This window comes from Legionella hackeliae, from assembly GCF_000953655.1.
In the GTDB taxonomy this organism is placed as follows: Bacteria; Pseudomonadota; Gammaproteobacteria; order Legionellales; family Legionellaceae; genus Tatlockia; species Tatlockia hackeliae.
On record NZ_LN681225.1, the window covers coordinates 315,001 to 339,195 of the forward strand.

Here is a 24,195-nt window from a genome sequence, read left to right on the forward strand (position 1 = left end):
CAATATAACGAAGAGTAAGGTAAAAGGTTGCAGAAAAATGGGTCTGTAGCTCAGCTGGTTAGAGCGCACCCCTGATAAGGGTGAGGCCGGTGGTTCAAGTCCACTCAGACCCACCAACGTTTCTGTAGGATGGATTAGATCAAAGTGATTTTATAGAGATTACTTTAATCTGGTTAATCCGGACGTTCATTAACAATTTGGTAAAGAAGAAAGGGTAAACACAAGCGAATTAGTATTAATCTTTTGTCGGAAATAATCTGAGGAAACTCAGGTTATATGGTCAAGAAGAGAAGCGCAAACGGTGGATGCCTTGGCAGTAAGAGGCGAAGAAGGACGTGGAATCCTGCGAAAAGCTCTGGGGAGTTGGAAACGTGCGTTGATCCAGAGATGTCCGAATGGGGGAACCCAACTTACGAGAGTAGGTTATCTGTGGCTGAATACATAGGTTACAGAGGCGAACTCGGGGAACTGAAACATCTAAGTACCCGAAGGAAAAGAAATCAATTGAGATTCTCTAAGTAGCGGCGAGCGAACGGGGAAGAGCCTGGCATGATTTATCGATACTAGAAGTAGAACAGTTTGGGAAGGCTGACCGTAGGGGGTGAAAGTCCCGTATACGACATAGTATTGAAGAACTAGGCATGCGAACAAGTAGGCCGGGACACGTGAAATCCTGGTTGAAGATGGGTGGACCATCATCCAAGGCTAAATACTCCTTACTGACCGATAGTGAACCAGTACCGTGAGGGAAAGGCGAAAAGAACCCCGGAGAGGGGAGTGAAATAGAACCTGAAACCGTTTGCGTACAAGCAGTGGGAGCATAGCTTAGGCTGTGTGACTGCGTACCTTTTGTATAATGGGTCAGCGAGTTACTTTCAGTGGCGAGGTTAACTGAATAAGGAAGCCGTAGAGAAATCGAGTCTTAAAAGGGCGAGAGTCGCTGTGAGTAGACCCGAAACCGGGCGATCTAGCCATGTGCAGGATGAAGGTTGGGTAACACCAACTGGAGGTCCGAACCGGGTAATGTTGAAAAATTATCGGATGACGTGTGGCTAGGAGTGAAAGGCTAATCAAGCCCGGAGATAGCTGGTTCTCCCCGAAAGCTATTTAGGTAGCGCCTCGTGAATGATTACTGGGGGTAGAGCACTGTTTCGGCTAGGGGGCTGTCATGGCTTACCAAACCGATGCAAACTCCGAATACCGGCAAATTGAATCACGGGAGACACACGGCGGGTGCTAACGTCCGTCGTGAAGAGGGAAACAACCCAGACCGCCAGCTAAGGTCCCGAAGTTATAGTTAAGTGGGAAACGATGTGGGAAGGCATAGACAGCCAGGAGGTTGGCTTAGAAGCAGCCATCCTTTAAAGAAAGCGTAATAGCTCACTGGTCGAGTCGGCCTGCGCGGAAGATGTAACGGGGCTAAAACTATACACCGAAGCTGCGGATGTGCACTAAGTGCACGTGGTAGGGGAGCGTTCTGTAGGCTGATGAAGGTTCATTGAGAAGTGGGCTGGAGGTATCAGAAGTGCGAATGCTGACATGAGTAACGATAAAGAGGGTGAAAAACCCTCTCGCCGGAAGTCCCAGGTTTCCTGCACGACGTTAATCGGAGCAGGGTGAGTCGGCCCCTAAGGCGAGGCTGAAGAGCGTAGTCGATGGGAACCAGGTTAATATTCCTGGACTTTCTATAAGTGGTGATGTGGGGACGAAGAAGGCTAGGTGAGCCGGGCGTTGGTAGTCCCGGTACTGGCATGTAGGCGGAGAGACCTGGCAAATCCGGTTTCTCGATACGCAGAGGTGCCGAGTGGTCCTGACCCTACGGGGTGCAGGGAAGTCATTGATGCCAAGCTTCCAGGAAAAGCTGCTAGCCATAACTTATAGAGAACCGTACCGCAAACCGACACAGGTGGACAAGTAGAGAATACTAAGGCGCTTGAGAGAACTCGGGTGAAGGAACTAGGCAAAATGGTACCGTAACTTCGGGAGAAGGTACGCCCTTGCTGGTTAGTTTACTTGCTAAACGAAGCTGGTGAGGGCCGCAGAGACCAGGTGGCTGCGACTGTTTATTAAAAACACAGCACTCTGCAAATTCGAAAGAAGACGTATAGGGTGTGACGCCTGCCCGGTGCCGGAAGGTTAATTGATGGGGTTATCTTCGGAGAAGCTCTTGATCGAAGCCCCGGTAAACGGCGGCCGTAACTATAACGGTCCTAAGGTAGCGAAATTCCTTGTCGGGTAAGTTCCGACCTGCACGAATGGCGTAACGATGGCCACGCTGTCTCCACCCGAGACTCAGTGAAATTGAAATCGCTGTGAAGATGCAGTGTACCCGCGGCTAGACGGAAAGACCCCGTGAACCTTTACTACAGCTTTGCACTGGACTTTGATGATAACTGTGTAGGATAGGTGGGAGGCTATGAAGTGCGGACGCCAGTTCGCATGGAGCCGACCTTGAAATACCACCCTGTTATTATTGAGGTTCTAACTTGGGCCAGTAATCCTGGTTGAGGACAGTGTATGGTGGGTAGTTTGACTGGGGCGGTCTCCTCCCAAAGAGTAACGGAGGAGCACAAAGGTACCCTCGGTACGGTCGGACATCGTACCAAGAGTGTAAAGGCAAAAGGGTGCTTGACTGCGAGAGTGACGGCTCGAGCAGGTACGAAAGTAGGTCTTAGTGATCCGGTGGTTCTGAATGGAAGGGCCATCGCTCAACGGATAAAAGGTACTCCGGGGATAACAGGCTGATACCGCCCAAGAGTTCATATCGACGGCGGTGTTTGGCACCTCGATGTCGGCTCATCACATCCTGGGGCTGAAGCAGGTCCCAAGGGTATGGCTGTTCGCCATTTAAAGTGGTACGCGAGCTGGGTTTAGAACGTCGTGAGACAGTTCGGTCCCTATCTGCCGTGGGCGTAGGAAAATTGAGAGGAGCTGCTCCTAGTACGAGAGGACCGGAGTGGACGAACCTCTGGTGTACCGGTTGTGACGCCAGTTGCATTGCCGGGTAGCTAAGTTCGGACGGGATAACCGCTGAAAGCATCTAAGCGGGAAGCCTCCCTCAAGATGAGTTTTCCCATGAAGCCCGTTGAAGACTACGACGTTGATAGGCGAGGTGTGGAAGCGCAGTAATGTGTGAAGCTAACTCGTACTAATTGGCTGATTGTCTTGACCATATAACCTGAATTGCTTCGGAATATGGCAACAAAAGATTAGAGCCGAAAGGCAACTTGTGTTACCCTTACTTCTTTACCAGCCTGACTGGCAAGACAGTTAATCCTGTCAACCCCAGTTTAGGATAACCAGTTTTCCTGGCGACCATAGCGGTCTGGAACCACCTGACTCCATCTCGAACTCAGAAGTGAAACAGACCCGCGCCGATGATAGTGTGAGGTGTCCTCATGCGAAAGTAGGTCATTGCCAGGGCTTTATATAAGTAGTAATTCGCGATTAAGTGAATATTGTGCTGCTTAAGGCCTATAAAATAGCCAGGCTAAAGCACATAGTGAAAGAGTATTGCTGGCGTAGCTCAGTAGGTAGAGCAACTGACTTGTAATCAGTAGGTCCCGGGTTCGATTCCTGGTGCCAGCACCATCTAGATCTAGTCCACATTTACTGGACTAAGGCTATTGACTTTAGTCATGCCATGAAAGAAAATGGCGTTCTTTTGGGAGGGGTTCCCGAGCGGTCAAAGGGATCAGACTGTAAATCTGACGGCTCTGCCTTCGAAGGTTCGAATCCTTCCCCCTCCACCAGTATTGTGAAGACGAAAAAAAGTGAGCAGGCGGGTGTAGTTCAATGGTAGAACTTCAGCCTTCCAAGCTGATAGCGTGGGTTCGATTCCCATCACCCGCTCCAAGTTTTATAACAGCCTGTGAATAGTGCAGACTGTAGCTAAAGGCCCACATAGCTCAGGTGGTAGAGCACTTCCTTGGTAAGGAAGAGGTCGTTGGTTCGAGTCCAGTTGTGGGCACCATACAGTTATCAACTTTTGAATGGGGAGATCTTTCGATGGCGAAGGAAAAGTTTGAGCGTAAGAAGCCGCACGTAAACGTGGGAACGATTGGTCACGTAGACCATGGTAAGACCACATTGACTGCAGCGATTACCACAATTATGGCAAAGAAGTTTGGTGGGACAGCGAAAGCGTATGATCAAATTGACGCGGCGCCGGAAGAGCGAGAGCGTGGAATTACGATATCAACGGCACACGTTGAGTATGAATCAGCGAACCGCCACTATGCCCACGTGGATTGCCCTGGTCATGCTGACTATGTGAAGAACATGATTACAGGTGCAGCTCAAATGGACGGAGCTATTTTAGTAGTATCAGCAGCGGATGGTCCAATGCCACAAACACGTGAACACATTTTGTTGTCACGTCAAGTAGGTGTGCCATACATTGTAGTATTCATGAACAAAGCGGATATGGTGGACGATCCGGAGTTGTTAGAATTAGTAGAGATGGAAGTACGTGACCTGTTAAGCAGTTATGAGTTTCCAGGAGATGATATTCCTATTGTAGTCGGTTCAGCGCTAAAAGCACTGGAAGGCGATACCAGCGAGATTGGCGTGGCAGCGATTGAGAAGTTGGTAGAGACGATGGATTCCTACATACCAGAACCAGTAAGAAACATTGACAAGAGTTTCTTATTACCGATTGAAGACGTATTTTCAATTTCTGGTCGAGGAACAGTAGTAACTGGTCGTGTTGAGAGTGGAATAGTAAAAGTTGGTGAAGAAGTAGAAATTGTAGGAATACGAGATACCCAGAAGACGACTTGTACAGGCGTTGAAATGTTCCGTAAGTTACTTGACGAAGGTCGCGCAGGCGATAACGTTGGCGTATTGTTACGTGGAACAAAGAGAGACGAAGTAGAGCGTGGTCAAGTATTGGCGAAACCTGGTACAATCAAGCCTCACACCAAGTTTGAAGCAGAAGTATACGTGTTGTCAAAAGATGAAGGTGGTCGTCATACTCCATTTTTCAATGGATACCGTCCACAGTTTTACTTCAGAACGACAGACGTAACTGGATCTTGTGAATTACCAAGCGGAATAGAAATGGTAATGCCAGGGGATAACGTCCAAATGACAGTTACCTTGCATTCACCAATTGCTATGGACGAAGGATTGCGTTTCGCAATTCGTGAAGGTGGTCGCACAGTTGGTGCTGGTGTTGTTGCAAAAATCATTGAATAAATGATGAAAGGTGTGAAGCTTAAAAGCTTCACACAATATGCTAAATGTTAGGCCAGTAGCTCAATTGGCAGAGCGGCGGTCTCCAAAACCGCAGGTTGGGGGTTCGATTCCCTCCTGGCCTGCCAACAGTTAGATAAATATGAAAAATTCAAGTGATTCTAAATTGAACTTTAAAGAAATTATGTTGTGGTTTGGCATTGTGCTGATCACAATTTTTGCCTTTTTAGGGACCTATTATTTCGATTTCACAGCCCCTATAAAAGCCATTGTCTGGATTGGCTGGTTTGTCTTAGTCGGTGTCCTGGGATTTTTTACATCTAAGGGAAGACAAGTTTTTGCATTTGCAAAAGAAGCTAAAATTGAGCTACAAAAAGTTGTCTGGCCAACTCGCCAGGAAACTATTCAAACCACATCTATTGTCATGATCATGGTTACAGTAACAGGATTTGTTCTTTGGGGTGTAGACTCTGCAATGATGTGGGCAATCGCTAAACTAACACATTTGGGTTGAAAATACGGTGGAAGAGCATAAAACTAAACAATGGTATGTGGTTCATGCCTACTCTGGCTATGAAAATTTTGTCATGCGCGAAATTAAATCACGTGCAGAACACCATCATCTACAAGATAAGATAGGTGAGGTAGTTGTTCCATCGGAAGAAGTTGTTGAGATGCGGGCCGGTCAAAAACGAAAAAGCACGCGAAAATTCTTTCCTGGATATGTGTTGGTTAATATGATCATGGATGATGAAACATGGCATATGATTCGAGCAATTCCTCGAGTTTTAGGCTTTATCGGTGGAACAAGTCAAACACCAACACCAATTACTGATAAAGAAGCTAGAGCTATCTTACAGCGTGTTGAGGAAGGCGTAACGAAACCTAAACCAAAAATATTATTTGAACCAGGAGAAGTTGTGCGTGTTAAAGAAGGACCTTTTGTTGACTTCAATGGTGTTGTTGAAGAAGTTAACTATGAGAAAAGCCGCTTAAGAGTGGCGGTACTAATATTCGGTCGCTCAACTCCAGTCGAGCTCGAATTTAGTCAGGTAGAAAAGACTTAATTTTTGTGTGTAACTGGGAAGCTCTAGTAGCTAAAAGTACTTTAAGTATAGACAGCGAACAAGCGTTATACCCGTAAGGAGCAATTATGGCTAAAAAAGTAGAAGCATATATTAAACTACAGATACCAGCAGGTAAGGCAAATCCAAGTCCACCAGTTGGTCCTGCTTTAGGACAGCGTGGTGTAAATATTATGGAGTTTTGCAAGGCATTCAATGCTCAAACCCAGAATATGGAACCAGGCTTGGTTACTCCAGTAGTAATCACTGTGTACGCGGATCGTAGTTTTACATTTATAACTAAGACTCCTCCAGCTTCTGTGCTGCTTAAGAAAGCTGCTGGTATTCAAAGTGGAAGTGGCACCCCAAATACCAAGAAAGTTGCTAAGTTAAAACGCGCTCAACTCGAAGACATTGCTAAGATGAAACAACCTGACTTAACAGCAGGTAGTTTAGAAGCTGCGGTTCGTAGTATTGCTGGAACTGCACGAAGCATGGGTATCGAGGTTGAGGATTTGCAATAAGGGGTTACCAATGGCTATTAGTAAGAAACAAAAGAAAATACGTGAAAAAGTGAAAGTAAATCATCTTTATAATGCATCAGAAGCAATTGCTATACTTAAAGAGTTTGCTAGTAAAAATTTTGAAGAAAGTGTTGATATCAGTGTTAATCTTGGTGTTGATCCTCGTAAGTCAGATCAAGTTGTTCGCTCTTCGACAAATCTACCAAAAGGTACCGGTAAAAAGGTTCGTGTGGCAGTATTTGCTCAAGGAGATAATGCAACTAAAGCTAAGAATGCAGGTGCAGATATAGTTGGTTTTGAAGACTTGGCTGACCAAATTAAAGCCGGTCAGATGGACTTTGATGTTGTAATTGCAACACCTGATGCAATGCGTATCGTTGGACAGTTAGGACAAATTCTTGGTCCTCGTGGTTTAATGCCTAACCCTAAAGTTGGTACTGTGACCATGAACGTAGAAGGTGCTGTTAACGATGCTAAATCAGGTCAGGTTCGTTATAGAACTGACAAGAATGGTATTATTCATTGCACAGTTGGAAAGGCTCATTTCTCTGCTGAAGATTTGATTGAAAACATCGCTGCATTGTTGGTTGACTTGCGTAAAGCGAAACCTACATCAGCTAAAGGTGTATATTTCAAGAAAATTTCATTATCAACAACAATGGGGCCAGGCTTGCCTATTGATATTGCTACAATACCTGTGTAACATATAACGCCCTTAAAACCGCTTTCACGGCATAGACATGGTTCGATGCCGTCGAAGACCGCAGGTGCCTCAGGCTTAATATCCTGCGCAGACGGTGAACCGACTCTGAATATTCTGAGACGGCCACCATAACTGTCAAATCAGATAATGATTTGCGCAACTTAGGAGGTCAGTAACGTGACATTGACATTAGCTGCAAAAAAAGCCGTTGTAGAGGAAGTGAGTGTTGTCGCTTCTAAGGCTATTTCGGCAGTCGTTGCTGATTATCGTGGTTTAACTGTGAATCAAATGACCCAACTGCGTAGCGAAGCACGGAAATCAGGTGTTTATTTACGAGTAGTACCTAATACACTAACTCGTAGAGCATTTGAAAATACCGAGTTTTCCTGCTTGAGTGATAAGTTGGTTGGACCTTTATTTATTGCTTTATCTCTCGAAGCTCCGAGCGATGCTGCAAGAATGCTAAAGGAATTCGTCAAGACATTTGATAAGCTTGAAATCAAAGCATTAGCAGTGAGTGGTAAAGTATATAGTCCGGATCAACTTGAAGCTGTGGCTAGTCTACCTACTCGTGATGAAGCATTAGCTAAACTAATGTATGTGATGAAGGCACCAATAGAGAAATTTGTCCGTACTCTTGCAGAACCTCATGCCAAATTGGTAAGAACAGTCGCTGCAATCAAAGACAAAAAACAGTAATAGACCACATAATCTTTATAATTTTTAACTTAGGAGCTAGAAATGGCTGTATCAAAAAATGAGATTCTTGAAACAATCTCTAACATGACTGTAATGGAAGTTGTTGAACTTATCGAAGCAATGGAAGAGAAATTCAATGTTTCTGCTGCCGCTGCTGCTGTAGCTGTTGCTGCACCTGCTGCAGGTGGTGCTGCTGCTGCCGAAGAAAAAACTGAATTCAATGTTGTAATGACCAGTTTCGGTGCAAACAAAGTCGGTGTTATTAAAGCAATTCGTGAAATCACTGGATTAGGCTTGAAAGAAGCTAAAGATCTAGTAGAAGGTGCTCCTTCAACTGTTAAAGAAAGTGTATCTAAAGACGAAGCTGCTGACATTAAGAAGAAGCTTGAAGAAGCTGGCGCGTCTGTCGAAGTTAAGTAATACCGTTGTAGATAAGTTTAAGAACCCGGCCATGGTTTCATGGCTGGGTTTGTGTGTTTGATGATATCAATAATTTTACAGAGGAACCACCATGGCAATTGCAGAAGCTAAACCTCAATATTCACATGCTGAGAAAAAACGATTTCGCAAAAGCTTTGGTAGGCAGGCAGATAAAATGGAAATTCCAAATCTGCTTGAAATCCAGCTAAAATCGTATCGCGATTTTTTAGAAACCGATCCTAATGGAAACGGACAGAAAACAGGTTTACATGCTGCGTTCTCATCAGTATTCCCTATAGAAAGCTTTTCTGGAAATGCCAGACTCGAATATGTGAGCTATAAGCTTGGTGAGCCAGCGTTTGATGTACGTGAGTGCAAACTCAGAGGATTAACATATTCTGCACCACTGCGTGTAAAAATTCGTCTGGTTGTTCTAGACAAAGACGCAGCAGGTGAACCCAAACCAATTAAAGATATCCGTGAACAAGACGTATTCATGGGTGAAATTCCTTTAATGACTGACGTAGGTACCTTCGTCGTCAATGGAACCGAACGTGTTGTTGTTTCTCAATTACATCGTTCTCCAGGCGTAATTTTCGAACATGATCGTGGTAAAACACATTCTTCCGGAAAACTGCTATATTCAGCTCGTATTATTCCGTATCGTGGGTCATGGCTTGATTTTGAATTCGATCCAAAAGATTGTGTGTTTGTTAGAATAGATAGACGCCGCAAGTTACCCGTAACTATTTTATTGCGTGCTCTTGGTTATGAAACTGAAGATGTTTTGGCTCAATTTTTTGAAACAACTGTTTGTCAATTAAGAAATGGTGAGTTTCATATTAACCTTATACCCGCAAGATTGCGTGGTGAAATTGCATCCTTTGATATTGTTGTTCCTGAAACTGGTGAGTTAATTGTTGAACAAGGCCGACGCATAACTGCACGTCATATTAAAATGATGGAAAAAAGCAATATGCAAGATCTGGTCGTTCCAAGAGATTATCTGATTGGTAAAGTACTTGCTAAAAATATCATTAATACTGAAACAGGCGAAGTTTTAGCACAGGCTAATGATGAAGTAAGTGCTGAGTTACTCGATCAACTCGCTGATAATGGTATCCTCAACTTTGAGATGATTTATACCAATGATCTAGATCATGGCTCATATATTTCTGATACGCTCAGAATCGACCCAACCACTAGCCAATTAGAAGCATTGGTTGAAATATACCGTATGATGCGTCCGGGGGAACCACCCACTAAAGAAGCTGCAGAAGCATTATTTAAGAATTTATTCTTTGCTGAAGATCGCTATGATCTTTCTGCAGTTGGTCGTATGAAATTTAACCGTCGTGTTGGTAGAAAAGAAGATACTGGTCCTGGAACATTAGCAAAAGAAGATATTCTCGCTGTTATTAAAACTCTTATTGATATACGTAATGGTATCGGTATGGTCGATGATATTGATCATTTAGGTAACCGTCGTGTAAGAAGCGTTGGCGAGATGGCTGAAAACCAATTCCGCGTTGGTCTTGTTCGCGTTGAGCGAGCTGTTAAAGAGCGTTTAAGTTTGGTTGAGTCTGAAAACTTAATGCCACAAGATTTAATTAACGCAAAACCAGTTTCGGCTGCGGTGAAAGAATTCTTCGGCTCAAGCCAATTGTCACAATTTATGGATCAAGTAAATCCACTATCCGGGGTAACTCATAAACGTCGTGTTTCAGCGCTTGGCCCAGGTGGTTTAACTAGAGAGCGTGCAGGTTTTGAGGTGCGTGACGTACATACTACTCACTATGGTCGTGTTTGCCCAATTGAAACGCCTGAAGGTCCAAATATTGGATTGATTAACTCACTCTCAGTATATGCCAGAACTAATGATTATGGTTTTATTGAGACTCCTTGCCGTAAGGTAATTGACGGTCGTGTAACTGACGATATTGAATACCTTTCTGCTATTGAAGAAGTCGATCAATACATTGCGCAGTCTAATGTTCCAGTTGATGCAAAAGGCAATATTCTAGCGGACTTGGTACCTTGCAGACATCAGAATGAGTTTTCTTTAACAACTCCTGATAAAATTAACTATATGGACGTTTCTCCGAAGCAGATCGTTTCTGTTGCTGCTTCTTTGATTCCTTTCCTTGAACATGATGATGCTAACCGTGCACTCATGGGCTCTAACATGCAACGTCAAGCAGTACCAACGTTGCGTTCTGAAAAGCCACTAGTTGGAACAGGTATGGAACGTACTGTTGCTTCGGATTCTGGAGTATCAGTAGTCGCGAGACGTGGTGGAGTCATTGATTTAGTTGATGCTTCTCGTATCGTTGTACGTGTTAATGATGATGAAACTACAGCGGGTGAAGCAGGGGTTGATATTTACAACCTAACGAAATACTTCCGTTCAAACCAAGACACATGTATCAACCAACGTCCTATCGTTTCTACAGGTGATCGTATTCAGCGAGGAGATATTTTGGCTGATGGACCTTGCACCGATATGGGAGAGTTAGCATTAGGACAAAATCTCTTAGTCGCATTCATGCCTTGGAATGGTTACAACTTTGAGGACTCTATTCTTATTTCTGAGCGTATTGTTCAAGAAGATAGATTTACTACTATTCATATTGAAGAGTTAACTTGTATTGCTCGAGATACAAAACTTGGTACTGAAGAAATCACTGCAGATATTCCTAATGTGGGCGAATCAGCATTGGCAAGTTTAGACGAGTCAGGTGTTGTATATATCGGTGCTGAAGTTAGTGCCGGTGATATTTTGGTGGGTAAAGTAACACCAAAAGGAGAAACTCAACTAACGCCTGAGGAAAAATTATTAAGAGCAATATTTGGTGAGAAAGCATCTGATGTTAAGGATTCTTCTTTACGCGTTCCTTCTGGAATGAATGGTACCGTAATCGATGTACAAATATTTACTCGTGATGGTCTTGAGAAAGATGAGCGTGCTAAAAGTATTGAAGAGGAGCACTTAGCTCGTGTTCGTAAAGACTTAATTGATGAAAGACGTATCCGTGAAGAAGATATTTATCACCGTGTAAGTAATTTACTCTTGGATAAAGTGGCTACTGGTGGACCAAACAGCATTAAACCAGGTTCAAAAGTAACCTCTGATTATTTAGATAAAGTAAATAGAGAAAAATGGTTTGATATCCGTGTGGATGATGAAGGAACAAGCCAACAATTAGAACAGCTTTCCAAACAAATGGAATTACTTGGAAAAGAAATGGAAAAGCGTTTTAATGATAGTCGTAAGAAAATTGTTCAAGGTGATGATTTAGCGCCTGGCGTACTTAAGATTGTTAAAGTTTACTTGGCCGTTAAACGTCGTATTCAACCTGGCGATAAAATGGCAGGTCGTCACGGAAACAAAGGGGTTATCTCTATTGTTGTTCCTGTGGAAGATATGCCACACATGGCTGATGGAACCGCTGTCGATATCGTGTTAAATCCTCTTGGTGTTCCTTCACGTATGAACATCGGACAGGTCCTGGAAACCCATTTGGGATTAGCTGCTAAAGGTCTTGGTCAAAGAATAGCTGATCTTATTGATTCTCAACATTCTGTGGCAGAGGTCAGATCATATCTGGATAAAATCTATAATCATGACGGGCAAAAGCGAATTCACTTAAATAGCCTGGCTGATGAGGAGGTCATGATATTGGCTGACAACCTACGTGCTGGTGTTCCTATGGCTACGCCTGTGTTTGATGGGGCTAGTGAAAAAGAAATTAAGGCAATGCTGGAGTTAGCAGGCTTACGTCCAGATGGTAAAACAACGTTGTATGATGGCAGAACTGGTAAGCAATTTGATAATCCAGTAACTGTTGGCTATATGTATATGCTTAAGCTTAATCATTTAGTTGATGATAAGATGCACGCCCGTTCTACAGGATCATATAGCTTGGTAACACAGCAACCACTAGGCGGTAAGGCACAATTTGGTGGCCAGCGCTTTGGGGAGATGGAAGTGTGGGCGTTAGAGGCGTATGGTGCTGCCTATACGTTGCAAGAGATGTTAACAGTTAAATCAGATGATGTCGGAGGACGCACGAAGATTTATAAAAATATAGTTGATGGTGACCATCGTATGGATCCTGGTATGCCTGAATCATTCAATGTTTTATTGAAAGAAATAAGAGCATTAGGTATCGATATCGAACTGGAACATGACTAATTCGTTCAGCGATAATTTCTGACAACTATTTTTGGAGGCATAGACTTGGCTAATCTCGAACCAATGAGAAAACCACCTGTGATGAGTGATTTGCTTGGCATCCTCAAACAACAAGGTCAAAGTGAAGAGTTTGATGCGATTAAAATTGCATTGGCTTCACCCGATTTAATTCGTTCATGGTCCTACGGTGAAGTTAAAAAGCCTGAGACCATTAACTATCGTACATTTAAACCGGAGCGTGATGGTTTATTTTGCGCTAAAACATTTGGTCCTGTTAAGGATTATGAATGTTTGTGTGGTAAATATAAGCGACTTAAGCACCGTGGTGTTATTTGTGAAAAGTGCGGTGTTGAGCTAGCACTTGCTAAAGTCCGTCGCGAAAGAATGGGCCATATTGAACTGGCAAGTCCTGTTGCGCACATATGGTTCCTTAAGTCACTTCCATCCCGTATCGGCTTATTGTTAGATATGACTTTACGTGATATTGAGCGTGTGCTTTATTTTGAAGCATTTGTTGTTGTTGATCCAGGCATGACTGAACTTGAGCGTGGTCAATTACTCAATGATGAAGTTTATCTTGATGCAATGGAACAGTATGGTGATGAATTTGACGCACGTATGGGTGCAGAAGCGATTCGTGACTTATTACGTCAAATTGATTTGGAAGAAGAGATTAAATCACTTCGTGAAGAGTTACCAACAACAAACTCAGAAACCAAGATCAAGAAAATTACAAAACGACTCAAACTACTTGAAGCTTTCCAAGAATCAGGTAATAAGCCTGAATGGATGATCATGGATGTCTTACCAGTACTTCCACCTGATCTGCGTCCATTAGTACCATTAGATGGTGGCCGTTTTGCAACATCGGATTTAAATGATCTGTATCGCCGAGTTATTAATCGTAACAACCGACTAAAGCGTCTTCTTGATTTAAATGCACCTGACATTATCGTGCGTAATGAGAAGCGTATGCTGCAAGAGTCTGTTGACGCCCTTCTTGATAATGGTCGTCGTGGTCGTGCTATTACAGGTACAAACAAGCGTCCGCTAAAGTCATTAGCAGATATGATTAAAGGTAAGCAAGGTCGCTTCAGACAGAACCTTCTTGGTAAACGTGTGGATTATTCTGGCCGTTCTGTAATTGTAGTAGGCCCTACTTTACGTTTACATCAATGCGGTCTACCCAAAAAAATGGCGTTGGAACTCTTTAAACCATTTATTTTTAGTAAGCTAGAGTTCCGAGGTTTAGCAACGACCATTAAAGCGGCTAAGAAAATGGTTGAACGCGAAGATCCTGTGGTATGGGATATTCTCGATGACGTTATTCGTGAGCATCCAATTCTGCTTAACCGTGCGCCGACTTTACACCGTTTGGGTATTCAGGCATTTGAACCCGTGTTGATTGAAGGTAAAGCTATTCAATTACACCCACTTGTGTGTACAGCATACAACGCTGACTTCGACGGGGACCAAATGGCGGTACACGTACCTCTGACCTTGGAAGCCCAGTTAGAAGCACGTTCACTCATGATGTCAACCAATAACATTTTGTCACCAGCGAGTGGAGAGCCAATTATTGTTCCTAGTCAGGACGTGGTACTTGGTTTGTACTATTTAACAAGAGAGCGTGTAAATGCTCCAGGCGAAGGTAAAATTTTTGCAAGCCCGCAAGAAGCTCAAAATTTCTACGAAGCAGGTTATGTAGATATCCATGCGAAAGTAAAAATAAGAATGTCTCGTGAAGATTCTGAAGGTTACCACTTAGTTGAAACAACAGTGGGTCGCGCTATTCTTTCAGATATTCTTCCAAAAGGTATGTCATTCTCTTTAATTAACAGAGCAATGACTAAAAAAGCAATATCCAAAGTAGTAGATACTTGCTACCGTAAATTTGGATTGAAAGAAACAGTTATTTTTGCTGACCAATTAATGTATACAGGATTTAAGTTTGCTACTCGTGCCGGTGCTTCAATCGGTATTGAAGATATGGAAATTCCTGACGACAAGGCAGCGATTATTGAACAAGCTGACAATGAAGTTCGTGAAATCGAAGCACAATATCGTTCAGGTTTAGTAACCAATGGCGAGCGTTATAATAAAGTTATCGATATTTGGTCTCGTACCAATGAAATGGTTGCCAAATCGATGATGGCTAAGATTGCTACAGAAGAAGTTGAAACACGTGATGGGAAAACAACTCGTCAAGAGTCATTTAATCCAATCTTTATGATGGCTGACTCAGGCGCGAGGGGTTCTGCCGCACAGATCAGACAGCTCGCTGGTATGCGTGGATTGATGGCTGCTCCTGACGGTTCAATTATTGAAACGCCAATTACAGCAAACTTCCGTGAAGGATTGAACGTATTCCAGTACTTTATTTCTACCCACGGAGCACGTAAAGGTCTTGCCGATACTGCATTAAAGACTGCTAACTCTGGATACTTGACACGTCGCTTAGTGGATGTCGCTCAAGACGTAGTCATTACTGAAGATGATTGTGGTACTGAGAACGGCATATTGATGCAACCATTGATTGAAGGTGGAGACATTGTAGAACCATTACACGAGCGTGTTTTAGGTCGTGTAGTTGCTACTGATGTTTACATTCCAAATCAAGGTGAACCAATTGTAACTGCGGGTACTTTGCTTGATGAAGATTGGGTTGAAAAACTTGAGAAATTTGGTGTTGACCAAGTGTCGGTTCGTTCACCAATTACTTGTGAAACGAGATTTGGTCTTTGTGCGAAATGCTATGGTCGTGATTTAGCTCGTGGACATTTGGTTAACACCGGCGAAGCAGTGGGCATTATTGCTGCACAGTCAATCGGTGAACCTGGAACACAGTTGACCATGCGTACCTTCCATATCGGAGGGGCGGCTTCAAGAGCAACCGCTGCAAATAATATTCAAATTAAGAATAAAGGGGTTATCCGTCTACACAACATTAAGACGGTTTCTCATGAAAATAGCAATTTAGTAGCTGTATCACGTTCTGGGGAAGTATCTATTGTTGATGATTTCGGACGTGAGCGTGAGCGTTATAAATTGCCTTATGGCGCAGTTTTAACCGTACATGACAACATGTCAGTAGAAGCAGGCCAAGTTATTGCGACCTGGGATCCACATACTCACCCGGTTATTTCAGAAGTGAGTGGTAAGTTAAAGTTCGTCGATCTTATCGAAGGTATGACAATGAATCGTCAGACTGATGAGCTAACAGGTTTGAGTAATATCGTAGTTATCGACGCTAAACAGCGCACTGCTGCGGGCAAAGATCTTCGTCCTATGGTTAAACTTGTTTCTGATGATGGTGACGAAATTTATCTGGCAGGTACGAATGTTCCCGCTCAGTATTACTTACCTGTAGATGCGATCATCAATTTTGAGGATGGTAGTACGGTAGGTGTTGGGGATGTTATCGCCCGTATTCCTCAAGAACGTTCTAAAACTCGTGACATTACCGGGGGTCTACCTAGAGTTGCTGACCTCTTCGAGGCCAGAAAACCAAAAGATGCAGCTGTTATGGCAGAAGTATCTGGACTAGTTAACTTTGGTAAAGAAACGAAGGGTAAACGACGTCTGATAATAACAGCATCAGAACATCATTCTCATGAAGAGTTAATACCTAAGTGGCGTCATATTTCAGTCTTTGAAGGTGAACATGTGGAACGAGGTGAAGTTATTGCCGATGGTCCCCTTAATCCGCATGATATTTTACGTCTACTAGGTGTTGGTGCACTTGCAAATTACATCGTTAATGAAGTTCAAGATGTATACCGCTTGCAAGGGGTAAAAATTAATGACAAACACATCGAGGTGATTGTCCGACAAATGTTACGCAAGCGTGTCATAACTTATTCGGGTGATTCAAAATTCTTGGTGGGTGAGCAGATTGAAGAAAGTGTAATGCTGCAAGAAAACGATAAACTTGGCACAGAAAATAAAGAATTAGCTCAAGGCATTCCAATTTTATTGGGTATTACGAAAGCATCTTTAGCAACTGAGTCATTTATTTCTGCAGCGTCATTCCAGGAAACAACACGTGTCTTGACTGAGGCAGCTGTTAGTGGAAAGGTCGATGATCTGCGTGGATTAAAAGAAAACGTGATGGTAGGACGCTTGATTCCAGCCGGAACAGGTTACGCCTATCATCAAGGCCGCAAGGCTAGACGCGCAAAGGCTGCTGCAGGGAGTGAGCAAGGTACGCATACGGTGACTGCGAGTGATGTCGAACATGCATTAAGTGAAGCACTTAATGCAGATCATCATGATCATTGATGCAGGATCTATTAACCAGCAGGTTTGAACTTGACAAACCTGCTGGACCTATATAGAATCCGGCCTCCTTATGCATTCGAAATATATACAAAAGAGAAAGTTCGGAGTTAAGAATAAATGGCTACTATTAATCAGTTAGTAAGAAAGCCTCGCGTGGATGCTAAAAAGAAAAGTAACGTCCCCGCATTGGAATCCTGTCCACAACGACGAGGTGTTTGTACTCGTGTATACACAACAACACCTAAAAAGCCTAACTCAGCGATGCGTAAGGTTGCTCGTGTTCGTTTGACGAATGGTTTCGAGGTTACATCCTATATCGGTGGTGAAGGCCACAATTTACAAGAGCACTCTGTAGTATTGATTCGCGGTGGTCGTGTCAAGGACTTACCTGGGGTGCGTTATCATACTGTTCGCGGTAGTTTGGATACCTCTGGTGTTAACGATCGTAAACAAGGCCGTTCTAAGTACGGTACTAAGAAACCAAAAGATAAGAAATAATCTGATTTTAGGAACTAGACATGCCAAGAAGAAGAGAAGTCCCCAAACGAGAAATTTTACCTGATCCTAAGCATCACAGTGAATTGCTCGCAAAATTTATTAACGTACTAATGGTTAGTGGAAAGAAGTCCATTGCTGAAAAAGTAATCTATGGTGCTTTGGAATTATTGAATGACCGCGTAAAGAAAACAAAGAAAAACGATGAAGAAGGTGGCGATGAAGGTAGTTCAGGCGCTGCAACTAGTGTTCTTCGTTATTTCGAACAGGCTCTTGATAACGTTCGCCCGAGCGTTGAAGTAAGATCTCGTCGCGTTGGTGGTGCTACTTATCAGGTTCCAGTTGAAGTACGTACTGATAGAAGTATTGCATTAGGTATGCGTTGGATTGTGCAAGCTGCTCGTTCTCGTGGTGAAAAAGGTATGATGTTACGCCTCGCCGGAGAATTGACGGACGCGTTTGAAAATAAAGGATCTGCAGTTAAAAAGCGTGAAGATACACATAAAATGGCAAAAGCCAACCAAGCCTTTGCTCATTTTAGATGGAATTAATAGAGAGGTAACTCGTGTCTACTTCATTGGAACTATACAGAAACATTGGCATTGCCGCCCACGTTGACGCCGGTAAGACGACTACTACCGAGCGCGTGCTTTTTTATACCGGTATGTCGCATAAAATCGGTGAGGTACACGACGGTGCTGCAACGATGGACTGGATGGTTCAGGAGCAGGAACGGGGGATTACCATTACTTCCGCAGCAACAACTTGTTACTGGTCTGGAATGGATAAGAACTATCAACGGCATCGTATCAATATTATTGATACTCCAGGCCACGTAGACTTCATGATTGAAGTTGAGCGTTCATTACGCGTGCTGGATGGTGCAATTGTGGTATTCGATTCTGTTTCAGGAGTAGAGCCACAGTCTGAAACTGTGTGGCGCCAATCGGATAAATACGGAGTTCCTCGTATTGTTTTTGTCAACAAAATGGATAGGATGGGTGCAAATTTCCTGCGTGTTGTTGAACAAATTAGGCAACGTCTAGGTTCTAACCCAGTTGTTGTTCAATTGCCTATTGGCGCGGAAGATTCTTTTAAAGGTGTTATTGATCTTATCAAAATGAAAGCAATTCATTGGGATGAAGAATCTAAAGGAATGTCTTTTGAATATAAAGATATCCCTGCTGATATGCTGGAACAATGTGTTGAGTATCGTTCTAAGATCATCGAAGCTGCAGCGGAAGTTTCTGAAGAGCTAATGGAAAAATATCTTGAAGGTGAAGAGTTCACCGAGCAAGAAATTAAAACCGCGCTACGCAAGCGCACTGTTAATAACGAAATCGTACCTGTATTTTGCGGTTCAGCGTTTAAAAACAAAGGAGTTCAAGCAGTACTCGATGGTGTGATTGAATACTTGCCTTCACCTATCGATATTCCGGATATTCGGGGTGTAGATGATGATGGTGAAGAAACTCATCGTAAGACATCTTATGACGAGCCTTTTTCCGCACTAGCATTCAAGATTGCGACAGATCCTTTTGTGGGGACGCTTACTTATTTCCGCGCATATTCAGGTGTGCTTAAGAGTGGCGATACAATTTATAACCCTGTAAAAGGAAAAAAAGAGCGTATCGGCCGTTTGCTCCAAATGCATGCTAACTCACGTGAAGAAATCAAAGAAGTGAGAGCTGGTGATATTGCAGCAGCAGTTGGTCTTAAGACTGTGACAACCGGTGATACACTTTGCGATGTTGACCATATCGTAACTCTAGAGCGTATGGATTTTCCAGATCCTGTTATTGCAGTAGCGGTGGAGCCTCGGACTAAAGCTGACCAAGAAAAAATGGGTGTTGCATTAGGTAAGTTAGCACAGGAAGATCCTTCATTCCGTGTTCATACCGATGAAGAGTCAGGACAAACGATTATTCAAGGAATGGGTGAGCTTCACCTGGAAATTATTGTTGACCGCATGAAGCGTGAGTTTAATGTTGAAGCGAATGTAGGTAAACCTCAAGTTGCCTATCGCGAAACAATTAGAAATGCTGTTGAACAAGAAGGTAAATTTGTTCGTCAATCAGGTGGTCGTGGTCAATATGGTCACGTTTGGTTGAAAATTGAACCTCAACAACCAGGTGCTGGTTATGAGTTCGTAAATGCTATCGTTGGTGGTGTCATTCCAAAAGAATACATTCCTGCGGTTGATAAAGGTGTACAAGAGCAACTTCAAAATGGTGTTCTCGCTGGATATCCTGTTGTTGATGTCAAGGTGACTTTGTTTGATGGTTCATTCCATGAAGTCGATTCAAGCGAAATGGCGTTTAAAATTGCTGGTTCCCAATGCTTTAAGCAAGGTGCGTTGAAGGCTAAGCCTGTTTTACTTGAACCAATCATGCAAGTAGAGGTAGTTACTCCTGAAGATTACATGGGTGATGTAATGGGAGATCTCAATCGTCGAAGAGGTATGGTTCAAGGTATGGAAGATTCTCCTGCTGGAAAAATTGTTCGAGCAGAAGTTCCTCTTGCTGAAATGTTTGGCTACGCTACGGATCTTCGTTCTGCAACTCAAGGTCGTGCAACATATTCTATGGAGTTTTCTAGATATGCAGAAGCGCCCACAAACATTGCTGAAGCGATTATTAAGAAACAATAAATGTTAATGAGGTATTTGAAATGGCGAAGGAAAAGTTTGAGCGTAAGAAGCCGCACGTAAACGTGGGAACGATTGGTCACGTAGACCATGGTAAGACCACATTGACTGCAGCGATTACCACAATTATGGCAAAGAAGTTTGGTGGGACAGCGAAAGCGTATGATCAAATTGACGCGGCGCCGGAAGAGCGAGAGCGTGGAATTACGATATCAACGGCACACGTTGAGTATGAATCAGCGAACCGCCACTATGCCCACGTGGATTGCCCTGGTCATGCTGACTATGTGAAGAACATGATTACAGGTGCAGCTCAAATGGACGGAGCTATTTTAGTAGTATCAGCAGCGGATGGTCCAATGCCACAAACACGTGAACACATTTTGTTGTCACGTCAAGTAGGTGTGCCATACATTGTAGTATTCATGAACAAAGCGGATATGGTGGACGATCCGGAGTTGTTAGAATTAGTAGAGATGGAAGTACGTGACCTGTTAAGCAGTTATGAGTTTCCAGGAGATGATATTCCTATTGTAGTCGGTTCAGCGCTAAAAGCACTGGAAGGCGATACCAGCGAGATTGGCGTGGCAGCGATTGAGAAGTTGGTAGAGACGATGGATTCCTACATACCAGAACCAGTAAGAAACATTGACAAGAGTTTCTTATTACCGATTGAAGACGTATTTTCAATTTCTGGTCGAGGAACAGTAGTAACTGGTCGTGTTGAGAGTGGAATAGTAAAAGTTGGTGAAGAAGTAGAAATTGTAGGAATACGAGATACCCAGAAGACGACTTGTACAGGCGTTGAAATGTTCCGTAAGTTACTTGACGAAGGTCGCGCAGGCGATAACGTTGGCGTATTGTTACGTGGAACAAAGAGAGACGAAGTAGAGCGTGGTCAAGTATTGGCGAAACCTGGTACAATCAAGCCTCACACCAAGTTTGAAGCAGAAGTATACGTGTTGTCAAAAGATGAAGGTGGTCGTCATACTCCATTTTTCAATGGATACCGTCCACAGTTTTACTTCAGAACGACAGACGTAACTGGATCTTGTGAATTACCAAGCGGAATAGAAATGGTAATGCCAGGGGATAACGTCCAAATGACAGTTACCTTGCATTCACCAATTGCTATGGACGAAGGATTGCGTTTCGCAATTCGTGAAGGTGGTCGCACAGTTGGTGCTGGTGTAGTCGCAAAAATTATTGAGTGATAATGATGAGCAATAATCAAAATATTAAAATACGTCTTAAATCGTTTGACCATCGACTGATTGACATTTCAATTCGTGAGATTGTTGAGACAGCAAAACGGACAGGGGCACAATTACGTGGCCCTATACCTTTGCCAATTAAGAAAGAGAAATTTACTGTATTGATTTCGCCCCATGTTAATAAAGATGCGCGTGATCAGTATGAATTACGAACTCACAAACGCCTGGTCGTTATTGTGCATCCTACAGAGAAAACAGTAGATGCGTTGATGAAGCTTGATCTGGCTGCTGGAGTTGACGTACAGATTAGCCTTGATGACGAATAATGTGTCCTAAGGCAAAGGTTATTAACGAGGTGTTAGAATGACGATTGGGTTATTAGGCCGTAAAATCGGTATGACACGGGTATTTACAGAGGACGGTATATCAATACCTGTTTCTGTGGTTGAGGTGATTCCTAACCGTGTGTCACAAATTAAAACTATGGACACTGATGGCTACACTGCTATTCAGTTAACCGGTGGTGAGAAGAAATCAAGCCGTGTTAGCAAGCCGCTAGCAGGACATTTTGCTAAGGCTGAAATTGATGCAGGCGATATGATGGGCGAATTTCGAGTTGACTCTATTGACGAGTTTACTGCAGGTCAAGTTATCTCTGTGCATGATATCTTTAATGATGGACAGTTTGTTGATGTTGCAGCCACAACGAAGGGTAAAGGTTTTGCCGGTGGTGTTAAGCGTCATAATTTTCGCACACAAGATGCTACCCATGGTAACTCACGTTCGCACCGTGTTCTTGGCTCGATTGGTCAAAACCAGACTCCTGGTCGTGTGTTTAAAGGTAAAAAAATGGCCGGACACTTGGGGAATGTGCGTTGCACTACTCAAAGTTTAGAAATTGTTCGTGTTGATAAAGAGCGTAATTTGCTTCTGATCAAAGGTGCTATACCTGGTTGTCCTGGTGCACGAGTTGAAGTACGGCCCGCAGTTAAGACTAAAGGGGGCAAAAATAATGGAAATTAAAACTGTTGATACCAAAGCATCACTTAAAGTTAATGAAGATGTATTTGGTTACGTATACAACGAAGGTTTAATCCATCAAGCAGTTGTTACTTTTATGAATAATTCTCGTAGTGGTAACAGTGCTCAAAAAACTCGTGCGGAAGTGCGTGGAGGTGGAAAAAAGCCTTGGCGTCAAAAAGGAACTGGTAGAGCAAGAGCTGGTACCATCCGTAGTCCTTTGTGGCGTTCAGGGGGGGTAACTTTTGCTTCTAAAAAGCGTGATTATTCCCAAAAGATTAATAAAAAAATGTACAAACGCGCATTGCGTAGTATAATTTCCGAACTTCATCGTACAGGTAACCTTGTTGTAGTCAGTGATTTTCAATGTGAATCTCACAAGACTAAAGATTTTATCAAAAAGATGAATGAGTTAGAGTTGCAAAATGCTTTAATCGTTATGCATGAAGTGGGTGAGCATGAATACCTGGCTTCTCGTAATTTGATTGAATATGACATTTGTGATGTAACGTCATTAGATCCTGTTAGCCTACTTAGTTTTGAAAAAGTGCTGATGACAGAGGGTGCCATTAAGAGTTTAGAGGAGCAGTTACAATGAATGCTGAACATATATTAATGGTTTTGCGTGAGCCACATACCTCTGAAAAAGCGACTGTAATGGCTGACAAATATAAGCAGTTTACATTTAAAGTATTAAAGACGGCTACTAAGCAAGAAATTAAACACGCTGTAGAGCATATGTTTAATGTCAAAGTGAAGTCAGTATCAGTAATTAATGTAAAAGGAAAGAAAAAGCGTTTTAAACAATTAAACGGCAAACGCAGTGATTGGAAAAAAGCTTTTGTTTCCTTGCAAGAAAATTACGACATCGACTTTACCGTGACTGAATAAGGCAGATTAAGATGGCATTATTAAAATCTAAACCAACATCACCTGGTAAACGTGGTGAAATTCGAGTCGTCCATCACAATATTCACAAAGGACAGCCTCATGCTAGTCTGGTTGAGAAGTTAAATAAGACAGGTGGACGTAATAACCAAGGTCGAATTACTGTTCGACATATTGGTGGCGGTGTTCGTGCAAAATATCGTATAATTGATTTCAAAAGAAACAAAGATGGTATCGAGGCTAAAGTTGAACGATTGGAATATGATCCAAATCGCTCTGCTTTAATTGCTTTAGTTGTTTACAAAGATGGTGAACGGCGTTACATTATTGCACCTTCTGGTTTAACGGCCGGCGATACTATTGTTAGTGGTGAAGACTCACCTATTAGTACTGGTAATTGCTTACCTCTACGAAATATACCTGTAGGTACTACAATTCATTGTGTTGAGCTTAAGCCTGGTAAAGGTGCTCAGATGTTGAGAAGTGCTGGCTGCAGTGGACAAATTGTAGCTAAAGAAGGTAGCTATGCAACGTTAAAGTTGCGTTCTGGTGAAATGCGCAAAGTCCTGAGTTCTTGTAGAGCTGTTATTGGTGAAGTTAGTAACAGTGAACACAGTTTACGTGCTCTTGGTAAAGCTGGCGCAAAACGATGGCGTGGAATTAGACCTACTGTTCGCGGAGTTGCGATGAACCCAGTAGATCACCCACATGGTGGTGGTGAAGGACGCACATCTGGTGGTCGTCACCCAGTAACTCCATGGGGTATTCCCACTAAAGGGTACAAAACGCGCAGTAATAAACGTACTGATCGTTTTATCGTCAGAAGACGTAAGAAGAAATAATTAGCAA

18 protein-coding genes, 6 tRNA genes and 2 rRNA genes are annotated in these 24,195 nt (G+C 43.0%); all 26 read left to right on the forward strand.

All coding sequences use genetic code 11. The features are described from left to right. Window positions 1-39: 39 nt before the first annotated feature. The 26 genes from LHA_RS01440 (at window position 40) to rplB (ending at window position 24,188) form a co-directional block, all read left to right on the forward strand. A tRNA-Ile gene (locus LHA_RS01440) sits at window positions 40-116 on the forward strand. Between the two features lie 162 nt (window positions 117-278). Continuing rightward, window positions 279-3,173, forward strand: a 23S ribosomal RNA gene (locus LHA_RS01445). A 134-nt stretch (window positions 3,174-3,307) separates the two neighbouring features. Beyond that, window positions 3,308-3,423: ribosomal RNA gene (rrf, locus tag LHA_RS01450) — 5S ribosomal RNA — on the forward strand. A gap of 92 nt (window positions 3,424-3,515) precedes the next feature. After that, window positions 3,516-3,591, forward strand: a tRNA-Thr gene (locus LHA_RS01455). 76 nt (window positions 3,592-3,667) lie between these two features. Then, window positions 3,668-3,752: transfer RNA gene (locus LHA_RS01460), tRNA-Tyr, on the forward strand. Window positions 3,753-3,781: 29 nt separating this feature from the next. Continuing rightward, window positions 3,782-3,855: transfer RNA gene (locus tag LHA_RS01465), tRNA-Gly, on the forward strand. 42 nt (window positions 3,856-3,897) lie between these two features. Further along, window positions 3,898-3,973: transfer RNA gene (locus LHA_RS01470), tRNA-Thr, on the forward strand. A gap of 35 nt (window positions 3,974-4,008) precedes the next feature. After that, complete coding sequence (gene tuf, locus LHA_RS01475) at window positions 4,009-5,199, forward strand: elongation factor Tu (protein ID WP_045104964.1); 1,191 nt, start codon at window positions 4,009-4,011, stop codon at window positions 5,197-5,199. A gap of 49 nt (window positions 5,200-5,248) precedes the next feature. Next, a tRNA-Trp gene (locus LHA_RS01480) sits at window positions 5,249-5,324 on the forward strand. Between the two features lie 14 nt (window positions 5,325-5,338). Next, window positions 5,339-5,710: a preprotein translocase subunit SecE gene (secE, locus tag LHA_RS01485; RefSeq protein ID WP_045104965.1), complete on the forward strand. Its 372-nt coding sequence runs from the start codon at window positions 5,339-5,341 to the stop codon at window positions 5,708-5,710. Window positions 5,711-5,717: 7 nt separating this feature from the next. Then, window positions 5,718-6,263 (forward strand): transcription termination/antitermination protein NusG, encoded by a 546-nt coding sequence (gene nusG / locus LHA_RS01490; RefSeq protein WP_045104966.1) that lies wholly within the window; start codon window positions 5,718-5,720, stop codon window positions 6,261-6,263. Window positions 6,264-6,349: 86 nt separating this feature from the next. Next, window positions 6,350-6,784: a 50S ribosomal protein L11 gene (gene rplK, locus LHA_RS01495; protein WP_045104967.1), complete on the forward strand. Its 435-nt coding sequence runs from the start codon at window positions 6,350-6,352 to the stop codon at window positions 6,782-6,784. A 10-nt stretch (window positions 6,785-6,794) separates the two neighbouring features. After that, window positions 6,795-7,487, forward strand: coding sequence for a 50S ribosomal protein L1 (gene rplA / locus LHA_RS01500; protein ID WP_045104968.1), 693 nt, complete (start codon window positions 6,795-6,797; stop codon window positions 7,485-7,487). A gap of 177 nt (window positions 7,488-7,664) precedes the next feature. Then, entirely contained in the window at window positions 7,665-8,186 is a 522-nt protein-coding gene (rplJ, locus tag LHA_RS01505) for a 50S ribosomal protein L10 (protein WP_045104969.1), read from the forward strand. A 42-nt stretch (window positions 8,187-8,228) separates the two neighbouring features. Continuing rightward, the gene (gene rplL, locus LHA_RS01510; RefSeq protein WP_045104970.1) at window positions 8,229-8,606 is read left to right on the forward strand and encodes a 50S ribosomal protein L7/L12; all 378 of its coding nucleotides are present in this window, start codon (window positions 8,229-8,231) and stop codon (window positions 8,604-8,606) included. A 91-nt stretch (window positions 8,607-8,697) separates the two neighbouring features. Next, window positions 8,698-12,801, forward strand: coding sequence for a DNA-directed RNA polymerase subunit beta (gene rpoB, locus LHA_RS01515; RefSeq protein ID WP_045104971.1), 4,104 nt, complete (start codon window positions 8,698-8,700; stop codon window positions 12,799-12,801). An 81-nt stretch (window positions 12,802-12,882) separates the two neighbouring features. Next, entirely contained in the window at window positions 12,883-17,082 is a 4,200-nt protein-coding gene (gene rpoC, locus LHA_RS01520) for a DNA-directed RNA polymerase subunit beta' (protein WP_045107330.1), read from the forward strand. Window positions 17,083-17,199: 117 nt separating this feature from the next. Then, complete coding sequence (rpsL, locus tag LHA_RS01525) at window positions 17,200-17,580, forward strand: 30S ribosomal protein S12 (protein ID WP_045098305.1); 381 nt, start codon at window positions 17,200-17,202, stop codon at window positions 17,578-17,580. Between the two features lie 20 nt (window positions 17,581-17,600). After that, a complete protein-coding gene (gene rpsG / locus LHA_RS01530) occupies window positions 17,601-18,128 on the forward strand; it encodes a 30S ribosomal protein S7 (protein ID WP_045104972.1) in 528 nt (175 codons plus the stop codon). A gap of 14 nt (window positions 18,129-18,142) precedes the next feature. Continuing rightward, complete coding sequence (gene fusA / locus LHA_RS01535; RefSeq protein ID WP_045104973.1) at window positions 18,143-20,227, forward strand: elongation factor G; 2,085 nt, start codon at window positions 18,143-18,145, stop codon at window positions 20,225-20,227. Window positions 20,228-20,247: 20 nt separating this feature from the next. Continuing rightward, window positions 20,248-21,438: an elongation factor Tu gene (gene tuf / locus LHA_RS01540; RefSeq protein ID WP_045104964.1), complete on the forward strand. Its 1,191-nt coding sequence runs from the start codon at window positions 20,248-20,250 to the stop codon at window positions 21,436-21,438. A 5-nt stretch (window positions 21,439-21,443) separates the two neighbouring features. Next, complete coding sequence (gene rpsJ, locus LHA_RS01545) at window positions 21,444-21,764, forward strand: 30S ribosomal protein S10 (RefSeq protein WP_045107331.1); 321 nt, start codon at window positions 21,444-21,446, stop codon at window positions 21,762-21,764. A gap of 37 nt (window positions 21,765-21,801) precedes the next feature. Continuing rightward, window positions 21,802-22,461, forward strand: coding sequence for a 50S ribosomal protein L3 (rplC, locus tag LHA_RS01550; RefSeq protein WP_045104974.1), 660 nt, complete (start codon window positions 21,802-21,804; stop codon window positions 22,459-22,461). Beyond that, on the forward strand, window positions 22,451-23,056 hold the full coding sequence (gene rplD / locus LHA_RS01555) for a 50S ribosomal protein L4 (protein ID WP_045104975.1): 606 nt from the start codon (window positions 22,451-22,453) through the stop codon (window positions 23,054-23,056). Before rplC ends, rplD begins: the two co-directional genes overlap by 11 nt. Next, a complete protein-coding gene (gene rplW, locus LHA_RS01560) occupies window positions 23,053-23,349 on the forward strand; it encodes a 50S ribosomal protein L23 (RefSeq protein ID WP_045104976.1) in 297 nt (98 codons plus the stop codon). The genes rplD and rplW overlap by 4 nt, the downstream gene beginning before the upstream one ends. 11 nt (window positions 23,350-23,360) lie before the next feature. Continuing rightward, window positions 23,361-24,188, forward strand: a complete 828-nt coding sequence (rplB, locus tag LHA_RS01565) for a 50S ribosomal protein L2 (protein ID WP_045104977.1) — start codon at window positions 23,361-23,363, stop codon at window positions 24,186-24,188. Window positions 24,189-24,195 lie beyond the last annotated feature (7 nt).